Raw genomic sequence first — 25,674 nt, forward strand, 5'->3', positions numbered from 1 at the left:
ATTCAGCGGCCCGGCTTGGGGCGCGCACGACGAAGTTGTTCCTCTGCGGCCTTGAGCCAGTCGACCTCCTCGCCGCCAGCGCTCTTGTCGATCAGTTCGCGCACCAGGGCGTTCACCGCGTTGACGATCGTGCGGACATCCAGAGTAGCGAGTTTGTCACCCGACTGCTGATTCAATTGCTGCATGCCCATCATGACGATGCTCATGAGTTTGTTGGAACTGCAGCGAAGTGCAAAATCTGGAGACCCGATCGACAGGGACGCAAAGATGGCGTCGGGATCAGCATTCACGAAATGGCAGAAGCGGTAGATGTAGTCGACGTTCAAGCGGCCTCGCCCCGCCTCGAAGTCTTGATAGGTGCGCAGGACGAGGTTCATTCCGGCAGCCGTCTCCGATGAAGAGAAGCCGCGCAGGCGTCGAATACCGCGGATCGTCGCCGAGAGCACCGCGCTATCGCTTTCAAGCTCCGATTGGTCCGGTGGCGTCATTTCACAACCTCCCCGCGACAGGTGTGAGCGGCTAACGTCGTTCAATCAACAGAAGTCAGCGTTTCTGGATGTGCAAAGAGAGCCACGCGCGAAAAAATCGCGCGGCCGCGCGGGCTTTTCATCCGGGCGCGAACATATGTCGCATTCAGCACCCCGTCGCTTTCAACGGAGGCAAGAAGTCTTGAGTCTGATGATTCGGAGCAACGGAGTCATCGGATGGCGCGCAATCGCGATCCCTTCGCCAGCGCCTTGCGCACGCTCAGGGAGCGCGCGATCGCCGGCGCCTTCTCGCCGGGCAAGCCCATCATCATTCTCGATGAAGCCCAATCCCTCGGACTGTCCACGACGCCCATTCGCGAAGCTCTGGCCTGGCTCGGCGGAGAGGGTCTGATCGAGCGCGCGCCGGCCGGCGGCTATGCGGGACTAAGGCTCGACCCTGCCGGCCTGGCGGGCCGATACAGACTGCGGCTGCACTGTCTGGAAAAGGGGCTGGAGGGCGCCGTGCCGGGCATCAACGCCACGCCCCATGAGGACCCGACGCAGCTGTTTCGCCATATCGTCGCCGCCGCGGCAGACCCCGCCCTGGTAGCCGTCTATGATCGCGTCCAGGCGACGATCGAACGGTTCGCACGGGCGGAGGCGCGCTTGCTCGGCGACATGCCGACAGCCCTGGAAACCGTCGCCGACCTGCTGGCCAACGGACAGGAGCCGCAGGCGGCGGAGCGGCTTCGCGACTTTCACGAGCGGCGCATCAGCGCCGCCCCCCTGTTGACCGAGGCGGAACAGGTTCAGGCGGGCGCCGGGTGAAACCGGGATCGGCCCCGAGGCTTGATCTCACCTCCCTGCGGTGGTCCCTCGCCGTGGCCAGCGCAGGCGGTTTTCGCAAGGCGGCCGACGCCCTCGGCGTCGAACAGTCCGCCCTCAGCCGGCGTGTCAGGGGGCTGGAGGACGAAATCGGCGTCTCCCTGTTTCATCGCAACCCCGGCGGCGCAACGCTCACCTTCGCGGGGGTCTCCTTCGTCAAGGGCGTTGAGCACGCGCTCGATCTTCTTGGCGACACGGTCGCAGAAGCCCGCGAGGCAGGCCAGGGCCACCTGGGTCGGCTGAAAATCGGACTGACGCCGTCTTTCATTTCCGAGGCCCTGTTCGGCCTTCTGCACCGGTTTCATGGCGCCCATCCAAACGTCCAGATTGAGATGGTCTCGGGCCACGCCGCTGATCACCTTTCGGCCGTCGCAGATCGCAGGATAGACATCGCTGTCCTGCCGGAAGGAGTGAGGGTAACGGGGCTCGACGTTTCCGAGCTTTGGCGAGAGGCGCTGCACGTGGTTCTACCAGAAGATCACCCTCTTGCTTCAGAGCAGAGAATCGATCTGGCGAGCCTTTCCGACACACCGCTTCTGGTCAGCGAAGGTGACCTCGGCCTCGATGTTCTCACCAGGCTTGGTGCCTCTCCCTCGATAACTTTCAAAGTGGTTCAGGCCGGTTTGTCGATACTACTGGCGCAGGCCCAGTTGGGATCCGGGCTCGCGATCGTCGCTTCAGGCGCGCTTGAGCAAGCTGCGCTTCCCGGTGCCCTGGTGCACCGCCCCCTGCACCTGGGTGATGATCTGACAGTCGGCTTCGCAGCGGCCTGGTACCACCGCAACGACAATCCAGCGCTCAGGCGCTTTGTCAGCTCCGCGCGCCACCACTGACTGTTGAAGGTCTCAATTGGTAAGGCATCGTCATGCTGCCGAAGCGGGTGCCTCTTCGGGCTTCCCGCGAGCGCCGGCCTTCCGGACGGGCCTCTTTGGTTTCGTCGGATCCGGGACAACAGGTTCGACGATAGCCGGTTCCGTCACATGAGCTTCGCCTGATGGCATGTCGCCTAGCCGAGCTATCGCTGCGGCAAGCGCATGACCGAAACTTGTGAGAGACAGGTCCATCATCATTCGCATGAGCATCATAAACCCGAGGAGAAAGGCTAGGCTGAGCATCAACGGCGTGACGGCTTCGCTCCATATGCGAACCAGTTCGCCCTGCCCTCTGATCACCGAGAACATTGGTCCAACCAGCAGGCCAGTCGCCACCAGGAAGCCGACCATTGCGATCGCCTGCCTACCGTATGGACTGAAGAGCATGTGCCAGCGGCCATGCACGAGACCCAGGCTCTCCAGACGACCTCGATGTTCCGATATCGAAGCCGGATGTTGACGGCCGATACCGTAGAACGAAGTCGCCAGCGGCGTACGACGGACGCCTCTGAAAATTGCTTCAAAAGCCCGCGCCTCTTCAGCAGACATCCCTCTGACGGTTTCCAGCATGCGCTTGCGATGGGGGTTGGCCTCCCCGATCGCCAGAAGGGTGGCTCGCCATGCGCGCGACAATTCCTCGTCAACCGGGTCGATGTCCTCGGCGCCCGACATCCAGGCCTCTGTCAGTTCCGGATCAGGCTTGAACTCTACCGAAATCTGCGGCTGCACCGCCTGAAGGTGAGAGGCGATATTGGACCGCTTTTTGGCGGCCTTGGCCTGTTGCAGCTTCTCCCGCGTTTCCGCTCCCCAATGGTCTCCGTAGGCCTTGGCTGTAGGGAGGAACAGCGCCTGAAAAAGTGAGTTCTTGGTCACTGAGTTGGCTGTCGTCATCAGACCTTTGGCAGCGCCTGCGGCGGTGACGGGATCCATTTCAGTCTCTTCTTCAACCTCAGGCATGCCTCGTCATACCAACGAAACTTGAAGGTTGCACGGCCAAGCTTGCCGTATCTATCGCGCGCTCACGCCGAGCCCGAGCGTTGCCTAGCCGAGATGAACGACCGGTCAGTCGCCATGAAGCGGGTCAGCATGGGGGCTACCAGTTGCGCTGGCCCATAGATCCTGTCTCCGGCACCAGACAGGATCTCCGCATAGAGAACCAGATCGCGGTGAACATCAGCGGGCAGTTCGATCGTCATCTTGACCGGCGTGTCGTCCTGCAGGCCGGCGAGCTTGAGCGCGGACATGGTTCAGTCTCCATAGGGTTGAAGATCGAGATCGTGAGTAAGGATGATCCGAAAGGCGAAACCCGGCCGGATGGTCAGCCTTGGCGGAATGGAGAGCCCGCGCTCGACCAGGCCTCGCCCCAGAGCATCGACGCCGTCGCTCGTTCCATCGCGGATCGCGCGCGCCAATCGATCGGCCTCATCCACCTCCACCGCCGCGCTGCTGACAGCCAGCAGCGTCGTCAGCGCGGCCGATCTCAACCGCTCTCCCCAACGTTGGTCCGTCCGGTCCTCCAGTCCCGCATAGCCCTGGGGATCGGACGCCGCCTGGTTCTCCAAAAGGATGGATCGACCGTTTGGAAGGATGATGCGGGTCCAAATCACCTGCAGGCGGGACTGGCCCTGGGCGACCTGAGCCGCGTGGGTTCCGATCAGCCGCGCGCCCTTGGGCACGAGCAGCGTGCGACCGGTCCGCGTATCATGGACGTCTGCCGTGATCTGACCCAGCACCGGGCCGGGGAGGTCGGACCGGATGCCCGTCACCAGACTGGCTTCGATAACGGCGCCGGCCAGCAGCGTCCCGCCCGAGGTTGCGAAGGATGCGGCAGCGGCATGGCCTCCCGCAAGCGGCCCGGTCGGAACCGGAACGCCTTCAGAGAGAGGCGCGCCGCTCTGGATCAACAGCAGCTTGGAGGTCCGTGCCGCATCCGCTTCGGCGCGACGACGCTCACGTTCAGCCTGGCGGGCGTCTGCCTCGCGCGATTGCGAGCCCGGTCCAGCAGGCGAACCGACAGGGGCCGCCTCGGCCTCTGCGGCGTTGCGCGCATTGAGAATGGGCCTGCCGAGATCGCCCGGAAGCGGCGGCCCCAGCCGGGGCGCTGTGTAATCTCCGGGAAGCGCGCGCACAGCGTCGGGCGGCGGCGCGGACGACCGCGTCAATTCAACGGTCGGCGCGTCCGGCTCCGGCTTCAGCAGGCCGACGCCGACAGCAGCTGCGACCACGAGGGCCAGTCCGGCGACGCCGGCCATCGCCACCTTGCGCGACAGGCGAAGGGGTCTGGGCGGGTCGGCCCGGAGGCGCATCGCCTTGATCGCAGGATCCTCGCCGCCAGTCGTATCGCTCATCGACCAGCGCTCCTCTTTTCGATCCGCACGGTCTGGGTGCGCCGCCCCGACACGAGGCGAAGCTCGGCGACATCGAACAGGCGATCGACGATCAGCCGGCGGCCGAGGACGCGGTAGTTCACCAGAGCCGCGCCGCCGTCGGGATCGAGCAGGAACAGGGGCGGCAGCGTCGCCTGATCGATCGCGGCGTCGAACTCAAGGATGACCTGGCGGCCGTCGTCGAACACCCGGACCGGCCGCCAGGCCGTCCGCGCACCGGAGATCCGATAGCTGAAGTTGAGATCTTCCAGCCTCATCCTTGGCTCGGCGTCACGCTCCGCCTGCCGCGCCGCCTGGGCTTCGAGCGCCATCAGCTCGTCCTGAGGATAGCGCCAGGACACCCCCGCCATATAGGCGGAGGCTTGGGCGTTGAGCTCCAGATGGTAGGTCCGGCGATCGGTGTTGATTATGAGATTGGTCTTCAGGTCGCTCCGGGTGGGCTTTACGAGAATGTGGACCCGTCGCGTTTCCCCCGCACCGCTCTCTGTCTGGCCGATGATCCAGCGCACCGTGTCGCCAGCCGCTACAGGCCCTTGACCGGAGAGGGCTTCGCCAGGCTGGAGGGCGATGTCGGTGACATGTCCCGGCGCGCCATAGACCTGGAAAAGGGCGCCGGCTTCATAGGCATAGACCTGGGTCGCATTGAGATAGTTTTCGCCTGAGGGCTGCACGCGCGCGGCGGCGTTGGCGGCCGCGATGCGCGAAGCCGGAGGCGGCCCGTCCCGCATCGCGCGCTGAGGGTTTGAGGCCAGGCCGACGCCGGGGGCTGCGGCAAGGCAGAGCGCCAGGACGGCGCCCGAGGGCATGAGGCGCATCAGTCGATCTCCTTTGACCAGTTGAAGGCGTGAACCAGGACGCCGAGAGGATTCTTCCTCAGATCATCGGCCGTCCTCGGCGGCTGAATCGTCACCGTCAGGATCGCGGTCCACCGCTCGGTCGTCGCGAGGCGGCCATCGACAAAGCGCCGCTCAGTCCAGGCGACACGGAAGGAGGATGGCGAGGCGCGGATAATGCTGGAGACCTCGATCCCCACCTGGATGCGCCCGACGTCGGCGAACGGATCATTCGTGCGGGCGAAGTCCGACAGGGCGGCGGCGCCCTGATCGGTCGTGTAGTCGTAGGCGCGTAGCCAATTGTTCCGCACCACGACCGGGTCGGCGGAGATGCCCCGCACCTGTTCGACGAACCGGCCGAGATGCCAGGCGATCTGCGCGTCGCTTGGCGTATAGTTCGCCTGGGCTGGCGCGACCGCGAGCGGCTCGCCATGTTGGTCCACCTCGACGATCCAGGGCGTGACCACGCCTCGCGCGGACTGAACGACGAGTCCGGCGGCCAAGCCGCCGGAAAGACCCAGCGCCATCAGGGCGGCGAGCCGCCAGTTGCGCGCCTGGACGCGGGCGGACCCGATCCGGTCGTCCCAGACCTGGGCGGCCCGCTGATAGGGCGTTTCCGGCGTCGGCGAACGCCCATAGTGACCGCCGGGACGTTTGAAGGGGTTCATGAACGGTCCTCGCTGACAGAAACGGATGCGGAGCCCCCGTGGTGGTCGCCCGACCGGACCGCATGAACGGCAGTGGCGACGCCGTGGGCGACGGCCTGTCGGCGCTCCATCTCCCTGGCCCATCGGGGCTTGCCCTCCCTGGACCCGCCAGCCCCTTCAGGCTTTTCGGGCCCTCCGCGAGACGATGAAGCCGGCGCGGGTTGAGACTCTGAACCTGCCGGAGCAGAGGCGCTTTCCGCTCCTGGCGCAGCTTCCGTCCCGGGGGAGGCAGACGACCGATCCGGGGGCGAGGATCCCCCCGACGGCGGGGATGCTCCACCGCCACCGCTGCCGCTGCCGCCGCTGCCGCCACTACCGTTGCCGTTGCCGGAGCCTCCCCCCGGGCCGCGTCCGCCGGGTGATCCGCTTGCTGCACCTGCGGCGCCGGAGGCTGCGGAGCCCGAGCGGGCAGCCGCCACGGCTGTGCCCGCTCGTCCCGCGAGCCCAGCGCCCGCGCTGGCGGCCATTCGAGCGCCTGCCGCGCCGGCCATGGCGACCCCGCCCACGGCGAGACCTGTTCCGATCGCTGCGCCTGCGCTGAGCTGGGGCGCGCCTGAGATCAACCCCGATGCGATGCCAGGACCGAAGATGGCCAGTCCGGCCAGACTGAGCGCGGCCAGGGTGGTCGCCAGAGCATCTTCCAGGGCGGGAGGCCGGCCGGCGAAGTCGCTGACGAAGGTATCGAACATGGTCGAGCCGATGCCGACGATCACCGCCAGGACGAGGACCTTTACGCCCGAGGCCACGACATTGCCGAGGACCCGTTCGGCCAGGAAGGCGGTCTTGCCGAACAGGCCGAAGGGAATGAGGACGAAGCCCGCGAGGCTGGTCAGCTTGAACTCGATCAGGGTCACGAAGAGCTGGACCGCCATGATGAAGAAGGCGATCAGAACGATCAGGAAGGCGACCATCAGGATGGCGATCTGGACGAAGTTTTCGAAGAAGCCCGGGAAGCCTGACATCTCAGCTGCGGCCTTGAGCATCGGCCGTCCGGCGTCGATGCCGGCCTGGGCCAGCTTGCCCGGCCGCAGGAAGTCCTCGCTCGACAGATTGGAACCGGACGCCTTCAGGCCCAGGCCGGCGAAGCTGGCGAAAACGATCTCCGAGAGCCGCTGAAAGTTTCCGATCAGGAAGGCGAAGAAGCCCACAAACAGGGTCTTCTTGACCAGTCGGGCGAGGATGTCGTCCGACGGTCCCCAGGCCCAGAACAGCGCCGCCAGGGTGACGTCGATGACGATCAGGGTCGTCGCGACGAAGGCGACCTCCCCGCCCAGCAGGCCGAAGCCGCTGTCGATGTAGCGGCTGAAGACCTCGAAGAAGCGGTCGATGACGCCGGTGTCGTTCATGACGGGTCACCCCCGCCGAAGAAGCGTCGACGGCTTTCCGCCCAGGCGGCATGGCAACCCGCATCGGCGCCGCCCGCCTCGCCAAGACTGCGGCATCGGGCGAGTTCCGCCGAGGCCGCGTTCGTCACGGGTTTCGCCGCCGGGATCGGCGCCGGCGCACCGGGGCTCGCCAGGACAGCGGCGCCACTGGCGCAGATCGCGATGATGACGGCGGCGACGCCCAGAGGGTCGCGGCGAAACAGGGCCCTCATTGATCCGGTTCGCCCATAAAGCGGCGGAAGCGGGCTTGAGCATCCGCGCGAGCGGCGGTCCGATCCGCGGCGTCTAGGGCGTCCGCTCTCCCCTGGGCGGCGAGCAGCGCCGTGAGCTCGACCAACTGGCTCGTTTGCAGGGCCAGCAACTGGTTGCCGGCCTGCGTCGCCTGCAGGGCGCCGGCGGCGCTCTGGCTGGCGCCGACCAGGCGGTCCATTTCCTGCCGCGTCGCGCCCAGGCCCTGGACCACGCCCGCCTGGACCCGCATCGCGTCCTCGAAGCCTGCGACCGACGACCGCCAGCGCTCGCGAGCGCGCGCGACCAGATCCCCTTCTGACGCCGACATTGGGACGGCGCCGTAGCGGCTGTCGAAAGCCGCCTCGATCTCCCGCACGTCATAGGCGAGCGCCTGGGCCTCCGCGAGAAGGCCGCGGGTCCTATCGACTTGCGCCTGCAGGGTCTGGAGCGACGAGTACGGGAGGCTCGTCAGGTTCCGCGCCTGGTTCATCAGAGCGGCGGCTTCATTCTGGAGCGACTGGATCTGGTTGTTGATCTGCTCCAGGGCGCGGGCGGCCTGGATGACGTTCTGGATGTGGTTGGTCGGATCATGAACGACCACCTGGGCCTGGACCGAGAGGTCCCCGCAGAGGAGGACGGCGGCGGCCACAGCGGCAGGCAGGACGGCCGACAAGGCCATCGGCGAACGCAGGCGTTTCATGACGGGTCTCCGGAAGGTTGGCTTGGGGCGGTCGCAAGGAGGTCTGCGGCCCAGGGCAGGCCGCGATGGCGCAGCCAGGCCGCGCCGAAACCCGCAGGGCCGGCCTCGTCGAGAACCGCCCGGATGGACGCCTGATCCGTCGCCGAGGAGGCGGCGCAGAAGGCCAGGGCGACCGGACCGAGACCGAGTTCGAACAGGCGGTCGCCGGCACGCGACTGGCAGTAGTAGTCACGCTTCGGCGTCGCCTGGGCGAGGATGTCGATCTGGCGATCGTTCAATCCGAAGCGGCGGTAGACGGCGGCGATCTGCGGCTCGCGGGCGCGGGCGTTCGGCAGGAAGAGACGGGTATGGCAGCTCTCGATGATCGCTGCGGCGATCGCGCTGTTGTCGATGTCCGCAAGCGACTGGGTGGCGAAGACCACCGAGGCGTTCTTCTTGCGCAGGGTCTTCAGCCACTCGCGCAACTGGGCACCGAAGCCGGTATCGTCGAGGGCGATCCAGCCCTCATCGACGATGATCAGGGTCGGTCGTCCGTCCAGCCGCGCCTCGATCCGGTGAAACAGATGGGCGAGCACCGCGGGCGCTGCACCCGATCCGATCAGGCCTTCTGTCTCGAAGGCCTGAACCGCGCCGACGCCGAGATGTTCGTGATCCCCATCAAGCAGGCCGCCCCATGGGCCCGCCAGAGTGAAAGGCGCCATCGCCCGCTTCACTGCGGTGCTTTGGACAAGGGCGGCGAAGCCTGAAAGCGTACGCTCGCTGGCGGGGGTTCCCGCAAGACTGGTGAGGGCGGACCAGACCTGGTCCTTGATCTCCGGTTCGATCGGCACGCCTTCCCGGGCGAGGAGGTCGATCAGCCAGGCCTGGGCCCAGGCGCGTTCGCCCGGATCGTCGATCCCTTCGAGAGGCTGCAGGGTCAGCCCGCGCTCGCCGCCCAGCATCGCCTCGCCGAGGTCGTGGAAGTCGCCGCCCATGGCCAAGGCCGCCGCGCGGATCGAGCCGCCGAAATCGAAGGCGAACACCTGGGATGCCGGATAGCGCCGGAACTGGAGGGCCATCAGCGCCAGCAGCACGCTCTTCCCAGCCCCGGTTGGCCCGACCATCAGGGTGTGACCGACATCGCCGACGTGATGAGAGAAGCGGAAGGGCGTGGCGCCGTCGGTGCGCGCATGGAACAGCGGCGGCCCGTCGAGATGGGCGTTCCAGTCCGGCCCGGCCCAGACGGCGGACATCGGCATGATGTGGGCGAGGTTGAGGGTGGAGATCGGCGGCGTCCGCGCATTGGCGTAGACGTGGCCCGGCAGGCCGCCCAGCCAGGCCTCGACGGCGTTCAGGCTCTCGGCGATACAGGTGAAGTCGCGTCCCTGAATGACCTTTTCCGCCTGCCGGAGCTTGGCGTCGGCGATCGCCGGATCCTCGTCCCACACGGTCAGGGTGGCGGTGACAAGGGCGTAGCCCACGCCGTCGGCGCCGAGATCCTGCAGGGCCTGATCAGCGTCCGCCGCCTTGTTGTCGGCGTCGGAGTCCATCAGGACGGCGGCCTCATTGGTCATCACCTCCTTGAGGAGGGCGCCGATGGATTTCCGCTTGGCGAACCACTGGCGACGAATGCGGCCGAGCAGCCGCCCGGCGTCAGTCTTGTCCAGGCAGAGCGCCCGCGTGGTCCAGCGATAGTCGAAGGCCAGGCGATTGAGTTCGTCGAGGAGCCCCGGCCAGGTCGACGTCGGAAAGCCGATGACGCTCAGGACCCGCAGATGCGTGCCCCCGAGGCGCGGAGCCAGGCCGCCGACCAGAGCCCTGTCGGCCAGCAACACATCGAGGTGCATCGGCGTTTCCGGGAGGCGGACGCATTGGCGCGCGGTCGAGACCGTGGCGTGAAGGAAGGTCAGGGTGGCTTCGTCGTCGAGCCAGGCCGCCTGCGGCATCAGCCCCTCGATGAGAGCGAGGAGCCGATCGGTCCGGTCGATGAAGCCGCGGACCTGGGACGGCCAGTCCACACCCTTCTCCGCCTCCCCCTCATAGAGCCAGCGCGCGGCGCGGCCGCGATCCTCGGCCGGCGGCAGCCAGACCAGGGTCAGATAATAGGCGCTCTCGAAATGGGTCCGGTCGGCCTGGAAGTCGGCGCGCCGCTCCTCTTCCACCAGGCCTGAGACCGGGTCGGGGAAGATGCTTTCGGGATAGGCGGCCGAGGCGTGGCGCTGGGCCTCGACGAAGATCGCCCAGCCGGACCCGAGCCGGCGCAGGGCGTTGTTCAGTCGCCCGGCAACGCCTGACAGTTCAGCATTGGTCGCCGAATCCAGATCGGGGCCACGGAAACGGGCGGTGCGTTGGAGACTGCCGTCCTTGTTCAGCACCACGCCCGGAGCGATCAGGGCCGCCCAGGGCAGGAAGTCGGCGAGTTGTCGCGGCCGAGCGCGATATTCCTGAAGCGAGAACATGATCAGACGTCCAAAAGCGTCGGAAGGCGCAGGTGACGACGCGCGACCTCGACGAAGTCCGGGTCGTGACGCGCGGCGAGTACGCCCAGGGCGTGCCCGACGATCCAGACCGCCACGCCCGCGAGCCACAACCGCAGGCCCAGCCCCAGGGCGGCGGCCATGGTGCCGTTGACGATGGCGAGCGCGCGCGGGGCGCCGGCCAGGAGGATCGGCTCCACCAGGGCCCTATGAAGGGGCGCGACGAAGTCCTCGGGGATCGGGTCAGCCATCAGACCAGCGCGCCGCCGCCGAAGGAAAAGAAGCTGAGGAAGAAGGAACTGGCCGCAAAGGCGATGGAGAGACCGAAGACGATCTGGATCAGCCGACGCGCGCCACCTGACGTGTCCCCGAAGGCCAGGGTCAGGCCGGTGACGATGATGATCATCACCGCAATGATCTTGGCGACGGGCCCTTCGATCGACTCCAGGATGGACTGGAGCGGCGCCTCCCAGGGCATGGATGAGCCGCCGGCCAGGGCGGGCGAAGCGCAGACGGCGGCCAGCGCGAGCAGGACGGCCGGATGAAGGCGGCGTTGATAGGCGATCATGACGGTGCTCCAGAGGGGATGAAGACAGCGGGTCAGGAGAGGGCCGACGAAAGGCGGTACCGGCCGTCGGCGTCGAGGCCGTCGACGACGGCGAGTTCGACCAGACGCCTCTCGGCGCCTCGACCGGCCAGGACGGCGACGAGATGGATGGTCTCGGCAATGAGGGCGCGGGGCGGCACGAGGACCGCTTCCTGGATGAGTTGCTCGAGCCGATGCAGCGCGCCGTGCGCGGATCCGGCGTGGAGGGTGCCGACGCCGCCCGGATGTCCGGTGCCCCAGGCCTTCACCAGATCAAGCGCCTCGGCGCCGCGGACCTCCCCGATGGGGATGCGGTCCGGGCGCAGGCGAAGGGCGGAGCGCACCAGATCGGTCAGGGTCACCGCACCTTCCCGGGTGCGCAGCGCCACGGTATTGGGCGCCGCGCACTGCAGTTCGCGGATGTCCTCGATGAGAATGATCCGGTCGTCGCTCCCCGCCATCTCAGCGAGTAGGGCGTTGACCAGGGTCGTCTTGCCGCTGGAGGTGCCCCCGACCACGAGGATGTTGCGGCGCTGGGCGACGGCGTCGCGGAGGCTCTGCGCCTGCCCGGCGACCATGATCCCGGCGGCGACATAGTCGTCGAGGGTGAAGACGGCGACGGCCGGTTTGCGGATGGCGAAGGCTGGCGCGCGCACAATGGGCGGAAGGAGGCCTTCGAACCGCTCCCCGGTTTCCGGCAGTTCGGCCGAGATACGGGAACGGGTCTCGTCGACCTCCTGTCCGACGTGGTGGGCCACCAGTCTGACGACCCGCTCGCCCTCGGCGGGCTCCAGGCGATGCGGCGTCAGTTCAAGCCCGCTCGTCAACCGATCCAGCCAGACCCGGCCATCCGGATTGAGCATGACCTCCACCACATCCGGATCCGACAAGGCGGCCAGGAGCGCCGGGCCAAAGGCCGTGCGGAGCATTTTCAGGCTGCGCGCTTGCATACTCATGGAGGTCCCGTCGGCGAGGACGGATCGGCGGGCGATCCGGACGGGGGCGACAAGAGAACCGCAAATCGCGGGAGTTCAACAAGGCCAAGGGCGTAGTAGGGCCGAGGCGTAGAAAGACAGGCGATCGGCGGAATGACCGACCTCGTCCCCTCGCCCGAGGACGATCAGGGCGAAGGTCAGGACGTCGGTTTCTCCTCTCGCGCATCACCTATGTCGCTGCGGCTGACGTCAGACGCCCGGTCAACGACATCGTCCCGCGTCGCGGCTTCGAGCTCGAACGCCAGCTCGCGCGTGAACGACCGTCCGGACGCCAGCCGGCGCCCCAGGTTTTCGACGAAGCGTTCGTAACGATCCCGTCCTCGCACACGCGCCGCGGCCTGAGCGGCGTCCGGCAGGGAGGGCGTCGCGGCCATCCAGGTCCGGACGAAAAGCGCCAGCATCTCGACGGCGATTTCAAGATCCCGTTCCAACCGATCGGCATGGCGATTGAGCCGGTCCAGCCGCCGCCCAAGCGCGGCCTCCTGCTGCTGGGCGGCGTCCGGCGTAAGGAAGCTGGCGATGGCCGCCTCGGCGACGGTCGACTTGGGCACGCCCCGCCGCTTCGCCTGGGCGACCAGGAGGTCGAGCAGTTCGGGCGTGAGGTAGACGGTGAGGAAGGGCTTCTTCATCGCGCCGGCCTAGAGGGCGATGCCGTCGTCAGGATCGAGCGCCGCCTGGCGCGCGACGCGCCGCATCCGCGCCTCAAGGTCGTCCGGAAGAACCGCGACGCCCTCGTCGTCGTCGAGGTCGGGCCCCAGAGGATCGTACGACGGGTCTTCGACGACGGGCGTGGGCGCGAGGACGTCCGGCGCTTCAGGATCCTGTTCCTGTCTCAGGCCGCCGTCATCGGCCTCCCCCGGCTCCGGTCTTTGTGCGGCGGCAGGGGCCGAGGCGACGGTCCAGATCAAATCGGCTCCGCCCGGGATGCCGCCACGCGACGCCGGGGGAGGAAACACGCGCCCCTTGAGCTGAGGGTCCGCATAGTAGCGCGCCTTCTTCACCCGAAGCGGCGCGCATCCCGACGCCAGCACCAGGGCGTCCGTCGACGGCAGTTGCATCACCTCGCCCGGGGTCAGGAGGGGGCGAGCCGTCTCCTGGCGCGACACCATGAGATGGCCGAGCCAGGGGGATAGACGATGGCCGGCGTAGTTCCGCATCGCCCTCAGCTCCGTCGCCGTTCCCAGGGTCTCGGAAATCCGCTTGGCCGTGCGCTCGTCGTTGGTCGCGAAGGCGACCCGGACATGGCAGTTGTCGAGGATGGCGTTATTGGGCCCGTAGGCTTTCTCGATCTGGTTGAGGCTCTGGGCGATGAGGAAGGCCTTCAGCCCATAGCCGGCCATGAAGGCCAGGGCGGTTTCGAAGAAATCGAGGCGACCGAGCGCCGGGAACTCGTCGAGCAGCATGAGCAGGCGGCGCCGCCCTGCCCGCGCCTGGAGATCCTCGGTCAGGCGTCTGCCGATCTGATTCAGGATCAGACGGATCAGCGGCTTGGTGCGGCTGATGTCCGAGGGCGGCACCACGAGATAGAGGGAGACGGGCCGTTCGCCGTCGACCAGGTCGGCGATGCGCCAGTCGCACCGCCCGGTCACCGCCGCGACGATCGGGTCGCGATAGAGGCCGAGGAAGCTCATCGCGGTGGAGAGCACGCCCGACCGCTCGTTCTCGCTCTTGTTCAGCAGTTCGCGAGCGGCTGCGGCGATCACCGGATGCGGCCGTCCGTCGCGATGGGGCGTCGTCATCATGCGCCGAAGGGTGGCCTCGATCGGCCGTTCCGGATCGGACAGGAAGGAAGCCACCCCGGCCAGGGTCTTGTCGGGCTCGGCGTGCAGGACATGGAGAATGGCCCCGACCAGAAGGGCGTGGCTGGTCTTCTCCCAGTGGTTCCGGCGTTCGAGCGCGCCTTCGGGGTCGACGAGAATGTCGGCGATGTTCTGGACGTCGCGCACCTCCAGCGGTCCTGGCCGCACCTCCATCAGGGGATTGTAGGCGGCGCTCTGCGCATCGGTCGGATCGAACATCAGGACGGGTCCGAAGCGGGCGCGCCATCCGGCGGTCAGGGACCAGTTCTCCCCCTTGATGTCATGGACGAGCGCCGAGCCGCCCCAGGTGAGGAGGGTCGGCACCACCAGACCGACACCCTTGCCCGAACGGGTCGGCGCAAAACACAGCACATGCTCGGGTCCGTCGTGGCGCAGATACCGGCCGTCCATCTCGCCCAGAAACACGCCGTCCTCGCCCATCAACCCGGCGGCGCGGGCGTCGCGGGCGTCGCCCCATCGCGCTGTGCCGTAGGTCGTCGCCGACGCCGCCTCCCGCGAACGCCAGACCGCCATAGCAATAGAGACGCCGATGGCGACGAGCGCAGAACCCGCAGCAATCGCGCCGCCTTCGAGGAAGAGGCGCGGCGCGTAGGCGTCATAGACGAACCACCAGAAGAAGAGGCTCGGCGGGGCGTAGACCGAATGCCCCATGAGCTCGAACCAGGGCGCGCCGAGCGCCGGCTGATAGGCGAGACGCCAGGCGGTCCACTGGGTCGCGCCCCAGACGCCGGCGAGGATGAGACCGAAGACCAGGCTGATCTGGCCCCAGAGAATCTTTCCAGCGGACATGCTGCCTCCAGTTCAGAGAGAGGTTGTGATGGCTGGCTCAGCGGCCGAGGGCGCGCGGCGGGCGCCATTCGATCTCGCCACGGGCGCCGGCCAGACCGCTGACCGAGCGGCCCAGGTTTCGTTCCAGCGGCGGACGCCAGGGCACAAGACAGAAGCCCGTCCCGTCGTCGATCATGGCGAAGCGCCCTGAGGCCAGGTCGAGGCGTTTGCGGTAGACGCCCGAGACCGCGTCCCCCTCAGCTGTCGGGCGGAAGACGAGGCCGGTCTCATTCCGAACCCGCTCCGCCACAGCGGCGACCTCCCGGGCTTTCAGGGTTTCCAGCAGGCCGGGCGCGAAGCGCAGGCCGACGCCGCGCCGTTCGGCCAGGCCCTCGGCGACCAGATGATCAATGCGCGCCTGGCGGGCGACCGCGACCTCGCCGGCGAAGCCGCCGGCCTCGGGCAAGGGGTTGGGATCCAGCGCGCGACGATCCAGCCAGGTCGCGCCCCTGGCTGTGATCTGGCTGGTCAGGCCGAGATCGGACACCGTCACCGTCATCGGGTGGGCGCCGCGCGACGGCGGGCTGGCGCGCACTATGGCGTCGACCCTGGGCTCGGGCGCGCCGGCGTCCGCCAAAGTGATGTGATGAACCCGACCATCCAGCCCGTCGATGACGGCGAAACCCGTGCCGCGCAGTTCATCGTCTTGTCCCCGGGCGAGGACCCGTCCGACGAGGACGTCGGACAAGGCCGAGGTCGCCCATTGTTCGGGAGCCCGGACGAGTCCGCGCGCCTCCACCGCGGCCGCCAAACGGCCTGCCACCTCGGTCTCTTGGGCGATCCTGCGTAACCGCTCCCCGAGCCCGTTCTCGAGCCGCCATCGGCCGGGCCCTGCCGGATCCGTCAGGCCAAGACGTTCGAGGGCCCTGAGCCGGTGAACCAGAGCCTGGGCCCCGAACAGATCGCCTGGGCCCTTCGCTGGGCGCAGATCGACATGGCCTTCACTGTCGGCCAAGCGCTCGAGCGCGCGATCGAGGCGTGTCCAGCCCGGGGCCTCGGCGTCCCGCATCAGGGCGGCCGCGCGTTCACGCGGGCTCGGCGGACCCAGTTCAAGCTCCGCCAGGGCCTCGGCGCGCGCGCGGAAACCCCGGCTGATATAGTCCCGGCTGATGACCAGATCGGCGCCGTCATCCAGCCTCCCCCGCAAGATGATATGGATGTGGGGATGGGCGGTGTTCCAATGATCGACCGCGACCCAGTCGAGCGGCGCGCCCAGGTCCCGCTGGACGTCGGCCATGAGATCGCGGGTATAGGCGCGAAGGTCCGCAAGTTCGGCCGCGTCCTCCGGCGAGACGATGAAGCGAAAATGATGACGATCATCCTGGGCGCGCGTCGCGAAGGATGAGGCGTCGATCATGTCGCTCCGGGCGTCGAAGAGCCGCCCCGCTTCGCCGTCGCGGGTCACGCCGTCGCGTTGGAGATAGCCAATGTGCGCGGCCAGGCCTCCAGCGCTTCGGCGCACCACCCGCGCCTTGACGATGACAGACCGACACCCGCCCACATGCACACTGCGGATCAGCGCCGCCCTTCCCCGCCCGAAGGTGCTGGGGCGAGCGCCTCCCTTGCCGACGCCATGTTGGGAGGGACCGCCGGCTCGGGCGACGGCGACCCTGACCTGGCGCAGCGCCGTGTCGACACTCGGCCCCGAGGCGGGGCGTATCCGCCCGGGTCGGACCCGAAAATCGTCGTCACGGGTCATGACAGACGGATAAAGGCGCGAAAATCGTCGCCATTTCCGGGTGATAGGCAAATACGCAAGGTAGGCAGCAGAATTGCACCTTGCGACAATCCCTTGAGATGACGCGTGAAATTCTTCCCCCACCCCCGCCGCACCTTGCGGCTTTTATCCTGCCCTCTCTTCTGCAGTATTTTGACCGGGCTCATCGGGGCGAAACCGGACCGGCGTCGGAGGCTGGAACCAGCAATACGAACAATCCGCCAGATGCAGGGTCGGAAGGGTGCAGAGCGTCCGGAAAGAGCGGCCCCCGGTAGGGATCGATCGGCTCTTTAGCCGCGATCCGGGCGCTGTCAGAGGGGGTGGCCGCCCGGTCCAGAAGCCCTATCCGGGCGACGTAATCGCGCGTCTCCAGAGGCAGGGGCCGCCCTTCACCTCTATGCTGCAGGTATCGCCCTGGCCCCGCGTTATAGGCCGGCAACATGCCCTCCAGGCCGAACCGGTCGTGCAGTTCGCGCAGATAGGCGGCACCGGCCATGATGTTGTCGCGAGGGTCGTAGGCGTCCGGGCCGAGGCCGTGCCGTCGCCGCAGTTCCGCATAGGTGGCGGGCATCACCTGCATCAGACCCATGGCCCCCGCGCGCGATGTAGCGCGAGGATTGAAGCCGCTCTCCTGCTGCATAACCGCCCGGATCCAGTGTGGAGGCAGGCCGAACCGATGCGCCGCCTCGGTGATCAGGTCATCGATCGCGCTTCTGGCAGGGGCTTGCTGGCGCGGTGCAGAAGCCGCCGGAACCGCGATGGAGACGCACGGAAAACTGGTCGCGGCGAGCGCCAGGGCCAGCGCCGCCGCCCGCCTCGCGCGCCTACCAGGGAAGGACAGCACGCTCATCCACGCCCCTCCCCGACGCGGACGGGCACGATGCGGCCGAGCAATTCCTTGCGGTCGACGGGGCCGAAGTAGCGGCTGTCCAGCGCGTCGGGGACGTCAGGGGCGAGCAGGAAAACGGCCTCCGGATCCAGGGTGATGCAGCCCCTCCAGCGCGGAAGCGGCCGCCCCGCGCGGTCCTTTTCCAGCGCGTCGGCGACCTTCCGGCCGTCGATGAAGACGCTTTGTTCCCAGCGACAGACGACGGAGGGCGCGGTCGCCGCGACCGGCTTCAGGAGCGGGACGCCGTCCGGCAGATAGCCGCGCGCCGCGAACGCCCGCGACCATTCCGGCGCAGGGCGGTAGGCGACAAGCTCGCCTGCGGCGGCCGCGCGCGTCGGTTCCAGCCGGTAAAGACCGATTGGAAGGCTCGCGGAGGCGTTCCAGATCAGGCGCGGCGCGCGGGCCGTGACCGGTCCCAGCGCGAGGGCGGCGAGCGCCAGGCCGGCCCATACCAGCACGACCGCCCGCCTCATGACGCGACCTGCTGGCGCAGACGAAAGGCCCGGTGGCGCTCGGCGGTATAGGCCAGGGGCGGCAGGCTGACCGTCATCCGCGCGTGGACGTGGCGCCAGTAGTCGGGCGCGACCTCGCCCGGTTCGAAGCCGCCGGCCTCAACCGCGTCAATCAGATAAAGGGCGCGCCGAACCCGCGGCCAGCCGCTCAGCCGAAGCAGGCTGACGGCGCCGGGAACGACGCCGGGGATGGCGATCCGGTCGCGGGTCGGATCGGCCGCCTGGAGGATGTCGAGGCGCGACACGACCGTGCCGTAGGCGTTGGCGGCCCAGCGCACATAGGCGAAGACGACGCCGGGACGAAAGGCGACGAAACGGTTCCGGCGCGAGACGATGCGCTGGTCGACCGCTTGACCGAAGCGGATCCAGCGCTCCGTGCGGCCTGGGTCGAAGACGAGTTCGACCCAGGTCAGTTGGTCGGCGGAAGGCGGCGGGGTGCCGATCACCACCACAGGATCGCGGTGATAGGCCAGATAGGGCGGCGACGAAGCGCCCTCGTCATCCCGGCCGTTCATAGCCCCGCGTCCCTATCCGGACGGCGCGCGGGGGAAATTCTGTCGTGGCCCGGGTCCGTAGTGGAGGATTTGACGCCGCGATCCGCCCAGGCCTGGAGGTCGCCGACGGCGTAGACGACGCGTCCGCCGATCTTCCGATAGAGGGGACCGGTGCCGTAGCAGCGGTGCTTCTCGAGCGTGCGGCCGGACAGGCCGAGATGCCGCGCGGCCTCGGCGGTGCGGAGATAGCGCGGCGGCATCGGGGTCTGGGCGTCGTGCATGGCGGCAATCCTTGCGGGGCTGGAACGCCGTCGGCGGTAGACGGCGGGACAGGCCAAGGATTTCGCCAAACCGGCGTCCGCGGCAGTCCGCGCGCGGGCATCAGGCGATGCCCGCGCGTCATCACGCCCTCTACGTCAGGACGCTCGCATCAGGGCGGCGGCTGCTTTTCGGCCAGGAACTTGGCGGCGCGTTCCGCGTGAGCGGCGGCGGCGACGATGAAGCGGGTGTCGTTGCGCAGGACGCGCAGCCATGAGGCGATGTAGGCGGCGTGATCGGGGCGGGGCTCGAGGGTCAGGCCGAGGTCGGCGCAGACGAAGGCGGCGCCCAGTTCGGCCACCAGTTCTTCGCGGGCATAGGCCTCGTCGCCGAAGCGGCCGAGGGTGAGATCGCGGTCCAGACGGGAGGGATGGCCCGTCCAGTGGACCAGTTCGTGGGCCAGAACGGCGTAAAAGGCTTCCGGGTCCTGGAAAGCCTCGAAGGCCGGCATGTGCACGGCATCAGCGTCCGGTCGGTAGCAGGCGGTGTCGCCGCCCGCCCGGACATCGGCGCCGGTCGCGGCGAAGTAGCGTTCCGCATGATCTATCCGCTCGACGACATCGGGGCGGACCGGCGGCGGATAGCGGTCGTCCAGGCCTTCGATCTGGTCCAGGTTGAAGACGGTGTAACGCTTCAGGAAGCTCCCGCCGCGCCGCGCTTCCGGCTGATCGTCGCTGTCATCGGCGAGCGAGATGGGCGCAGCGTAGACGACGGGGGCGCCCTTTTCGCCTTTTCGAACCGCACCGCCGAGCGCCAGGGCCTGACGGAAGGTCATCCAGACGGGGCGGGCGTAGCCGCAGCGGGCGGCCCGGACCCAGAGCGTCAGGACGTTGACCCCGTGATAGGATTGTCCGTCATGCCGCAGCGGGCGGGAGACTGCGCCCTGTGTCGTCCACGGACGGGTCCAGGGTCGGACGCCGGTCTCGAGGTCGGCGAGGATGAGGGCGGTGATCTCGGCATGGGGATCGGGGCGAACGGAAGCGGTGGGGCGCGACATGGCGGCCTCCTTGAAAGACGGTCTGAAGGGGATGGCGGCGGCGCCCCTGGCGCCGCCGCCGGGCTCTCAGTTGCGCGACCAGATCAGGCTGTGCCCCTCGTCGCTCTCGACCAGCGAGGCGTAGATCGGCGCCGGGAAGCTCGGATCATCCAGCTTGACCGAGAGGTAGTCGCGGTTCTGCTGGCTGGTCTTTTTCCAGGCCGCGCCGAACTCCGTGGTCCCCGAGAAAATCCGATAGTCCGGGGCCTTGTCGTCGCTCTTCTCGTTCGGCCTGAAGGTCGCCGACTTCACGTTGAGGGTCAGGGTCTTGATCGAACCGGTGTAGCCGTCGCCCTGGGCGATGAAGGTTCCAATAGCGGCCATGTCAGTCTCTCCTTTGCTTCGGGCCACGCCTGTCGCGGCCTCGATGGCGATCGGGAGACCGGGGCCGGAAGGCACGCAGGGCGAGCGCAGCGAGACCCCGCAGCGCAGCGGAGGACCGGAGGGAGCGACTTTCTTGTTTCGTGAGGAAGGCCGCAGGCCGGGGAAGAAAGTCGGTCCGACGGTTGCGCCAGCCGACCGGTCCCGGTCAGATCCGCCACATCGAGAGGCCGCGCCGGATGGCGCGAAAGCCGGAAGACCGGCCGCTACGGAGCCCGAACTCACCCAGGCGTCCCGCAACTGTCGGTCCTGCCAGGCCCTGGGAAAGAAGGGTTCGACCTGGCCGTGATGAGGATCGGCGCCCGATCCAGGCTCGCGGTTGCAGAGATAGGGGCCGCCGGTGGAGGCTCGGAATGCTGACCAGCCCGGCCTGGCGCGGGTCACCCTCTCTGAGGTTCAGACCATCTGATTTCTAGAGGACCTCATCGGCGCCCCGCTGCGACGACGGATGGCGAGAAGAGCTCCGCCGCTGCTGACGACGCGGCGCGACTGAGCGCCGGGCGACGACGCCCAGGCGGCGGCGCCATCCCCTTCAGACCGTTTTCAAGGCGGCCGCCATGTCAGCCTGCGTGCATGTTTGCAGACGATGACGCGATGGCTTCAGGACCTGCCCGCCAGCCGCGCGAGCAGGCCGATGGCGGGCGACCGGGGTCAGCCCCCAGAGGTCAGGTCAAAGTAGGGCGCGCCGCGATCAGCGGCTTCGGCACGGGTCAGGACCTTGGTCTCGAACAGGGATGAGACCATGATCTTGATCCCCCGGTGCCGAATGCCCTCATCCAGGGTCTTGGTGATGCGTTCGATGGCGTAGAGGCTGTCGCACCACACCGAACTTTTCACCGTGATCAGGCCAGGCATGAGTTCGGGGTCGCCCCCTGCGGCCTGCTGCATGGCGTCCAGGGCGGCGGTCAATTGATCGGGGGTCATGAGCCGCGGTTAAGCTGAGTCGGGTTGCTACCGGTCGTCTAGCCTATGGATAAACCCGCTCGACGAAGAGCGAGCCCAGGGGGCTGGGTCTGAGGATCAGCTCCTCCGGTGCGGAAAGGTCGAGCCAGTGCGCGCCCGCCCCCGGCGGCAGGACGACGATCTGTCGGTCGTGATAGGGGGCCACGTCCGGCCCCGGCTCGGTCGTCAGCATGGCGAAGGCGCCCTCCTTCACCACCCCGGCGATCCAGAACCAGGGCTGGTCGATCAGGGTGAAGCGCCATTTCGTTTTCTTCCCCGCCACCTTGGGCTCGGTGAACTCATAGAAGCCGTCAGCGGGGATCAGGCAGCGGGTCGATCCGGCGAAGGATCGGCCCTCGGACCGGAAGTTGAAGACCGGCTTTCCGGTCGGGCCCTTCCAGGCCCAGGGCGTCATCACCAGTTGCAGGCCGCCTTCGCCGGCGAGAACCACAGGCGCGCGGTCGCCGATCCGGTAGTCGGTCGGCTCAAGGTTCGGTATGCCATCTGGCAGAATGAGCCTCCGGCCGATGTCGGTGAAGGGCACGGCCAGTTGGTTGGCAGGAACATGCAGGCGGTAGTTGTTGCACATAGTTCCGCTCCAACGCCTCAGACGCCGGTCGGCTTCCTTTCGCCCGGCTTGACGACGTACTCGGCCGGAAAGCTCCATCCCTGTTCGGCGCCGCTGACCTCGGCCCAGGCCGCCTTGACCGTGGCGGCGGCGGCCATGACGGGAAAGCGCTGGGTGGACACGGGGTTGAGTCCGGCGTGCATGGCCTGGAGGCGACGATAGATGTCGACCAGTTCGACCAGGTCCTCCACGGTGAGGGAGCCCTTGGACGACATCCCCTTGTAGCGACTCATGCTCAATCGCCTCGAGCGAACAGGCCCAGGCCCCTCGCCTGCATGTCCTCGAGCGTCCCCAGAACCCTGGCGGCGACGCCAGGCGCAGACCGGTTCAGCGCCGCCATGAGGCGGGCGAACATGTTGGCGAGAACAGGATCATGCCGGACGGCGGGTCCCTGGCGCCAGAGCGCGACCAGTTGGAGCACCTGCAGTTCAACGGGGGTCGGCGTCGCGTCCCTCATTGGGGGCGCCCCACGAGCCGCAGCCCGGCGACGAGCCCGGCGATCAGATCGACCGTGGGCGGCGGGACATCCGGACGCTCACGCTGTTCAAGCGCGCGATCCAGATCTTCCAGGTCGCGGGCGAACCCCTCATCGGGCCCCAGGGTTTTCCTGTTCATTTCCATCTCCTCAAGCACCGACCCGAGCCGACTCCTACACTGGAACAAAAAGAGAACAAGAGAGACGTGACGGTTGATCACAGGTCCCGCAGGACTGTGGACAACCTGCACCCTGCGACAAGGTTTCAAGACGATCTGGTGAGGGTGGGAACCGACTGACGCCCGGTTCGTTTGGAGCGCCAATCGAGGACAAGCAGCGTGATTTCATACTACTGTATTGTGAATATGCCCGGCGTTCCGGCGCGGGAGATTCAGTTTCTGAGCGCGCGTGACGACGCCGCCGCAGTACGCGCCCTCGCATCGGTCGCCGAGCAATGGATCGGCTTTGACACCATCTGCCTCTATCACGGCGAACGTTTCATCGATGTGGTCAGCAATCCTGGGCAGGGCTTTCCCCAGAACGCCCTGCCGCCGTCCGCGCTCGCGATCATCCTCGACAAGGCGGCCTGAACGCGCGTGCCCCACGGCGATGGCCGAGCGCTCATGCGCCGACCAGCCCTACAAAAAGATCGCGTGCCAACGAATGGGAGGCTCTGCACCGGACGGGCGCTCGTCCGCCTCTCGCCAAGGCTACAGTCGGGGATGACCTTTGAGACCCGGCCCGGGATAGAGGGCGCTGGCCGTGGAATGGCGTATTCGCTCGCGCAGAAGGGTGACCTTGAGCAGGGCGCCAAGGCCCAGGCCGAGCAGGGTCGTGCATCCGAAGAAAACGAGGACGAAGACGGTCGCTCCCAGAGCCTGCGGATTGATCCCGTCGATGAGCGCGGTGGAGCGATAGGCGGCCAGAAGGTCGAGAATGGCCGTCTTCGCCGGAGGCGTCACCACGGCGCCCAGCGCGATTCCGGAAACCCAGCCCAACAGTTCCGCCGCCGTGGCCCTGGGCGAACGCAGGCTTAGCGAGGCGGATTTGTATCGTGAACGAACCGGCTTGAGAAAGTGGATCATCGGTCGATCTAAGGCCCCGACCGGGCGGACGGCAACCCGCAGTTTTCTGGAGCGACAACCGGTCCACCTCTGCCCGCTGCCACCGTGCAGACATGTAGTGGGAGGCATGTCGGTTCAGCGTGATCCGCCCGGATTGCCGTCGCGGCCCTTTCCTGACTGCCTTTGCACAAAGAATAGACCGCGCGCCCCAAAGGGCGCGCGGTCCGTTTCGATCAGCTCGCAGGCCTATTCGGCGGCGAAGCTGTGGGCCTCTTCTGCCGAGGGAATGGAAACACCCTCGCCGTCCCCTTCCTGCGCCGGTTCCTCGGCAAGGTTTCGGCGGTTCGAAGAACCGGCGGCAACCACCCCCTCCCTTCCAGCAACCGCTCGGCCGCGTCGGCCATGTCGCCTTTCTTGAATCCTGCCAACCGTCCCGCCTCCTCGGCGCCGACCGCCTCGGTCACGGCCTCCAGCATCCGCGCCTTGGGGACGCGGGAGAAGTAGCTGGCGGCGGTGGCCGACCATGTTCCGGTCATGTCCAGCCCGACCGCCGTCGCCAGCGCCTCGGCCTGCGCCCATGCGCCGGGTCGCCGGTCGTGCGGATCGCGCACAGCGTGGAGGCCGACCCCGGCGCAGCAGGCCAACAGGTCCAGAAGCTCGGAGCGGTGAAGATCCGCCAATATCAGCCACAGGTCCTCGGCCCGCTCCGGAAGCCGCGCGCCCCACGCCTCAAGCCGGTCCGTCACCCGCCGCCCGGCGGGGCTATCGCCTACCCCCGGCGCAAGACGCTCCAGCCCGCCCGCCGACAGGCGCAACTGCAAGGGCGTGAAGTCGCCGTAGCCCGGATAGAAGACCTGCAGCGCCATGGCATGAACCACCGTCGCCAAGGCGACGGCGACATCGGCCTGCACGGCGTCCCGCAGCCCAATGGTCCTGTGGGCTGTCAGGTCGATGAGCAGCCGGTCGGACAGGGGCGCCAATCCGTCATCCGCCCCCTCCTCCCCGCCCGCGCGGGCGTTATCGGCCTCCGCGTCCTCAGGCGCGTCGCCCTCCGACGCCTCGTCCGTGTCCCACGGTGGAGGCGGCGCCAGCGCCGCATCCTCGGCGCGGACCAGACCGCGTTCGAACCGGGCCAGTCCTTCATGGCCGAGCATGACCATGACCCCGGCCCGCGCCTTGGCGTCAGGTGTGTAGCCATAGTCCGGTCCATAGGCCTGCAAGGCCTTGTCGATCGCCTCGAGCCGGGCGTCCGTTTCGGGCGGCAGGACTTCCATCGCATCCGTCTCGGAAATCAGCCGGTCGTATTCCTCCGACAGGGCCGCCATCTCTGCCGCGTCCGCCTCTGACCGTTCAATAGCCACTGGATAGACCCGGCCGAAGTCGGCCACGTCGGCGAACTCGGCGCAGGCCTCGGCCCACTTCCAGCCTTCGCGCTGGCGCGCCTCCTCGGCCAGCACCGTCAACTTCTCGCTGACCAACCGGTCCAGCAAGACAGGGTCTTCCAGCCAGCCGCCGCCATCCTCGGTGAAGAGGTCGCACAGCACGGCCCCGCCCTCGGCCTCATAGGCTTCAAGCCCCACGAAACCGACGCGACGGTCGTCGGCGCGGACCTTGGCCTCGGTCATGGCGCGCCGAATGGCGAAGACGGAGGTGTAGGGCCCCATCTGTTCCAGCACCTGACGCTGCCGGTCCTGATCCTCGCTGACGCAGAAGGCCGTCAGGAGGTCCAGATTGAGGGTCCCGTCGCGGTAGGCCGCCATGAGTTCCGGAGCCGCAGCGCCCAGCCTCAGGCGCTGCCGCACCACATGGGCTGACACCCCGAAACGCGCCCCGATCTCCTCCGGGCCGTAGCCCTTTTCCTCCGCCAGCTTGCGGAAGGCTTCGAACTGGTCGGCGGGATGCATGGCCTCGCGGGTGATGTTCTCGTCGAGGCTGATCTCATGGGCGTCGTTCAGGGTGTCCACCACCACCTTGACCGGATGGGTCCGCTTGATCGCCTTGCGCTTCACCAGCATCCGCAGGGCCTGCCGCCGCCCCTCCCCGATGGTCACGAGGTAGGCGCCCGT

At 67.8% G+C, this 25,674-nt stretch carries 32 protein-coding genes; 3 read left to right on the forward strand and 29 right to left on the reverse strand.

Going from position 1 to position 25,674, the window contains the following annotated elements:
- Positions 1-2 precede the first annotated feature (2 nt).
- On the reverse strand, positions 3-488 hold the full coding sequence (locus HX774_RS15560; RefSeq protein ID WP_178828244.1) for a helix-turn-helix transcriptional regulator: 486 nt from the start codon (positions 486-488) through the stop codon (positions 3-5).
- A 216-nt stretch (positions 489-704) separates the two neighbouring features.
- Between HX774_RS15560 and HX774_RS15565 the strand changes: the two genes are divergently transcribed.
- Together HX774_RS15565 and HX774_RS15570 are read left to right on the forward strand one after the other, a co-directional pair.
- A complete protein-coding gene (locus HX774_RS15565; RefSeq protein WP_178828246.1) occupies positions 705-1,295 on the forward strand; it encodes a GntR family transcriptional regulator in 591 nt (196 codons plus the stop codon).
- Positions 1,292-2,185, forward strand: coding sequence for a LysR family transcriptional regulator (locus HX774_RS15570; RefSeq protein ID WP_370523716.1), 894 nt, complete (start codon positions 1,292-1,294; stop codon positions 2,183-2,185). Before HX774_RS15565 ends, HX774_RS15570 begins: the two co-directional genes overlap by 4 nt.
- 30 nt (positions 2,186-2,215) lie before the next feature.
- On the opposite strand, the gene HX774_RS15575 is transcribed toward HX774_RS15570, so the two are convergent.
- From HX774_RS15575 to HX774_RS15700, 26 genes are all read right to left on the reverse strand, one after another.
- Positions 2,216-3,181 carry a hypothetical protein gene (locus HX774_RS15575; RefSeq protein ID WP_178828250.1) on the reverse strand — a complete coding sequence of 322 codons (966 nt, stop codon included), beginning with the start codon at positions 3,179-3,181 and terminating at the stop codon, positions 2,216-2,218.
- 62 nt (positions 3,182-3,243) lie between these two features.
- Positions 3,244-3,468, reverse strand: a complete 225-nt coding sequence (locus HX774_RS15580; RefSeq protein WP_178828252.1) for a DUF2274 domain-containing protein — start codon at positions 3,466-3,468, stop codon at positions 3,244-3,246.
- A gap of 3 nt (positions 3,469-3,471) precedes the next feature.
- Positions 3,472-4,572 carry a TrbI/VirB10 family protein gene (locus HX774_RS15585; protein ID WP_178828254.1) on the reverse strand — a complete coding sequence of 367 codons (1,101 nt, stop codon included), beginning with the start codon at positions 4,570-4,572 and terminating at the stop codon, positions 3,472-3,474.
- On the reverse strand, positions 4,569-5,426 hold the full coding sequence (gene trbG / locus HX774_RS15590) for a P-type conjugative transfer protein TrbG (RefSeq protein ID WP_178828257.1): 858 nt from the start codon (positions 5,424-5,426) through the stop codon (positions 4,569-4,571). Before trbG ends, HX774_RS15585 begins: the two co-directional genes overlap by 4 nt.
- Positions 5,426-6,112, reverse strand: coding sequence for a conjugal transfer protein TrbF (gene trbF, locus HX774_RS15595; protein WP_178828259.1), 687 nt, complete (start codon positions 6,110-6,112; stop codon positions 5,426-5,428). The genes trbG and trbF overlap by 1 nt, the downstream gene beginning before the upstream one ends.
- Positions 6,109-7,497, reverse strand: coding sequence for a P-type conjugative transfer protein TrbL (trbL, locus tag HX774_RS15600; RefSeq protein WP_178828262.1), 1,389 nt, complete (start codon positions 7,495-7,497; stop codon positions 6,109-6,111). The genes trbF and trbL overlap by 4 nt, the downstream gene beginning before the upstream one ends.
- The gene (trbK-alt, locus tag HX774_RS15605; protein WP_178828263.1) at positions 7,494-7,748 is read right to left on the reverse strand and encodes a putative entry exclusion protein TrbK-alt; all 255 of its coding nucleotides are present in this window, start codon (positions 7,746-7,748) and stop codon (positions 7,494-7,496) included. The genes trbL and trbK-alt overlap by 4 nt, the downstream gene beginning before the upstream one ends.
- The gene (gene trbJ / locus HX774_RS15610; protein WP_178828265.1) at positions 7,745-8,467 is read right to left on the reverse strand and encodes a P-type conjugative transfer protein TrbJ; all 723 of its coding nucleotides are present in this window, start codon (positions 8,465-8,467) and stop codon (positions 7,745-7,747) included. The genes trbK-alt and trbJ overlap by 4 nt, the downstream gene beginning before the upstream one ends.
- Positions 8,464-10,905: a conjugal transfer protein TrbE gene (gene trbE / locus HX774_RS15615; RefSeq protein WP_178828267.1), complete on the reverse strand. Its 2,442-nt coding sequence runs from the start codon at positions 10,903-10,905 to the stop codon at positions 8,464-8,466. Before trbE ends, trbJ begins: the two co-directional genes overlap by 4 nt.
- Before the next feature lie 2 nt (positions 10,906-10,907).
- A complete protein-coding gene (locus HX774_RS15620) occupies positions 10,908-11,174 on the reverse strand; it encodes a VirB3 family type IV secretion system protein (RefSeq protein WP_178828269.1) in 267 nt (88 codons plus the stop codon).
- Entirely contained in the window at positions 11,174-11,491 is a 318-nt protein-coding gene (locus tag HX774_RS15625; RefSeq protein ID WP_178828271.1) for a TrbC/VirB2 family protein, read from the reverse strand. Before HX774_RS15625 ends, HX774_RS15620 begins: the two co-directional genes overlap by 1 nt.
- A gap of 32 nt (positions 11,492-11,523) precedes the next feature.
- Positions 11,524-12,465: a P-type conjugative transfer ATPase TrbB gene (gene trbB, locus HX774_RS15630; RefSeq protein ID WP_178828273.1), complete on the reverse strand. Its 942-nt coding sequence runs from the start codon at positions 12,463-12,465 to the stop codon at positions 11,524-11,526.
- A 176-nt stretch (positions 12,466-12,641) separates the two neighbouring features.
- Positions 12,642-13,133: a CopG family transcriptional regulator gene (locus HX774_RS15635; RefSeq protein WP_255500484.1), complete on the reverse strand. Its 492-nt coding sequence runs from the start codon at positions 13,131-13,133 to the stop codon at positions 12,642-12,644.
- Between the two features lie 9 nt (positions 13,134-13,142).
- Positions 13,143-15,113, reverse strand: coding sequence for a conjugal transfer protein TraG (locus HX774_RS15640; protein ID WP_178828275.1), 1,971 nt, complete (start codon positions 15,111-15,113; stop codon positions 13,143-13,145).
- A 37-nt stretch (positions 15,114-15,150) separates the two neighbouring features.
- Positions 15,151-16,614: a DUF3363 domain-containing protein gene (locus tag HX774_RS15645; RefSeq protein WP_218650464.1), complete on the reverse strand. Its 1,464-nt coding sequence runs from the start codon at positions 16,612-16,614 to the stop codon at positions 15,151-15,153.
- A 418-nt stretch (positions 16,615-17,032) separates the two neighbouring features.
- Positions 17,033-17,719 carry a lytic transglycosylase domain-containing protein gene (locus tag HX774_RS15650; protein WP_178828279.1) on the reverse strand — a complete coding sequence of 229 codons (687 nt, stop codon included), beginning with the start codon at positions 17,717-17,719 and terminating at the stop codon, positions 17,033-17,035.
- Positions 17,716-18,216, reverse strand: a complete 501-nt coding sequence (locus HX774_RS15655) for a S26 family signal peptidase (protein ID WP_325148040.1) — start codon at positions 18,214-18,216, stop codon at positions 17,716-17,718. Before HX774_RS15655 ends, HX774_RS15650 begins: the two co-directional genes overlap by 4 nt.
- Positions 18,217-18,227: 11 nt before the next feature.
- Positions 18,228-18,785, reverse strand: a complete 558-nt coding sequence (locus HX774_RS15660) for a DUF2840 domain-containing protein (RefSeq protein ID WP_178828283.1) — start codon at positions 18,783-18,785, stop codon at positions 18,228-18,230.
- Complete coding sequence (locus tag HX774_RS15665) at positions 18,782-19,045, reverse strand: AlpA family transcriptional regulator (RefSeq protein ID WP_178828285.1); 264 nt, start codon at positions 19,043-19,045, stop codon at positions 18,782-18,784. Before HX774_RS15665 ends, HX774_RS15660 begins: the two co-directional genes overlap by 4 nt.
- Positions 19,046-19,194: 149 nt before the next feature.
- On the reverse strand, positions 19,195-20,079 hold the full coding sequence (locus HX774_RS15670) for an ArdC family protein (RefSeq protein ID WP_178828287.1): 885 nt from the start codon (positions 20,077-20,079) through the stop codon (positions 19,195-19,197).
- 66 nt (positions 20,080-20,145) lie between these two features.
- The gene (locus HX774_RS15675; protein ID WP_178828289.1) at positions 20,146-20,442 is read right to left on the reverse strand and encodes a DUF736 domain-containing protein; all 297 of its coding nucleotides are present in this window, start codon (positions 20,440-20,442) and stop codon (positions 20,146-20,148) included.
- A 708-nt stretch (positions 20,443-21,150) separates the two neighbouring features.
- Entirely contained in the window at positions 21,151-21,423 is a 273-nt protein-coding gene (locus HX774_RS15680) for a hypothetical protein (protein ID WP_178828291.1), read from the reverse strand.
- A gap of 43 nt (positions 21,424-21,466) precedes the next feature.
- Entirely contained in the window at positions 21,467-22,030 is a 564-nt protein-coding gene (locus HX774_RS15685) for an SOS response-associated peptidase (RefSeq protein WP_178828293.1), read from the reverse strand.
- A gap of 17 nt (positions 22,031-22,047) precedes the next feature.
- Positions 22,048-22,302: a hypothetical protein gene (locus HX774_RS15690; RefSeq protein ID WP_178828295.1), complete on the reverse strand. Its 255-nt coding sequence runs from the start codon at positions 22,300-22,302 to the stop codon at positions 22,048-22,050.
- A gap of 2 nt (positions 22,303-22,304) precedes the next feature.
- Positions 22,305-22,526, reverse strand: a complete 222-nt coding sequence (locus HX774_RS15695; protein ID WP_178828297.1) for a hypothetical protein — start codon at positions 22,524-22,526, stop codon at positions 22,305-22,307.
- A complete protein-coding gene (locus HX774_RS15700; RefSeq protein ID WP_178828299.1) occupies positions 22,523-22,684 on the reverse strand; it encodes a hypothetical protein in 162 nt (53 codons plus the stop codon). The genes HX774_RS15695 and HX774_RS15700 overlap by 4 nt, the downstream gene beginning before the upstream one ends.
- Positions 22,685-22,882: 198 nt before the next feature.
- On the opposite strand from HX774_RS15700, the gene HX774_RS15705 reads away from it, so the two are divergent.
- Positions 22,883-23,134: a hypothetical protein gene (locus HX774_RS15705; protein ID WP_178828301.1), complete on the forward strand. Its 252-nt coding sequence runs from the start codon at positions 22,883-22,885 to the stop codon at positions 23,132-23,134.
- Positions 23,135-23,254: 120 nt separating this feature from the next.
- On the opposite strand, the gene HX774_RS15710 is transcribed toward HX774_RS15705, so the two are convergent.
- The gene (locus tag HX774_RS15710) at positions 23,255-23,629 is read right to left on the reverse strand and encodes a hypothetical protein (RefSeq protein WP_178828303.1); all 375 of its coding nucleotides are present in this window, start codon (positions 23,627-23,629) and stop codon (positions 23,255-23,257) included.
- 212 nt (positions 23,630-23,841) lie between these two features.
- On the reverse strand, positions 23,842-25,674 hold a 1,833-nt coding region (locus tag HX774_RS15715; RefSeq protein ID WP_218650465.1), incomplete at its 5' end, for a chromosome partitioning protein ParB.

It is taken from the genome of Brevundimonas sp. P7753 (assembly GCF_013386595.1).
GTDB classification, from domain to species: domain Bacteria; phylum Pseudomonadota; class Alphaproteobacteria; order Caulobacterales; family Caulobacteraceae; genus Brevundimonas; species Brevundimonas bullata.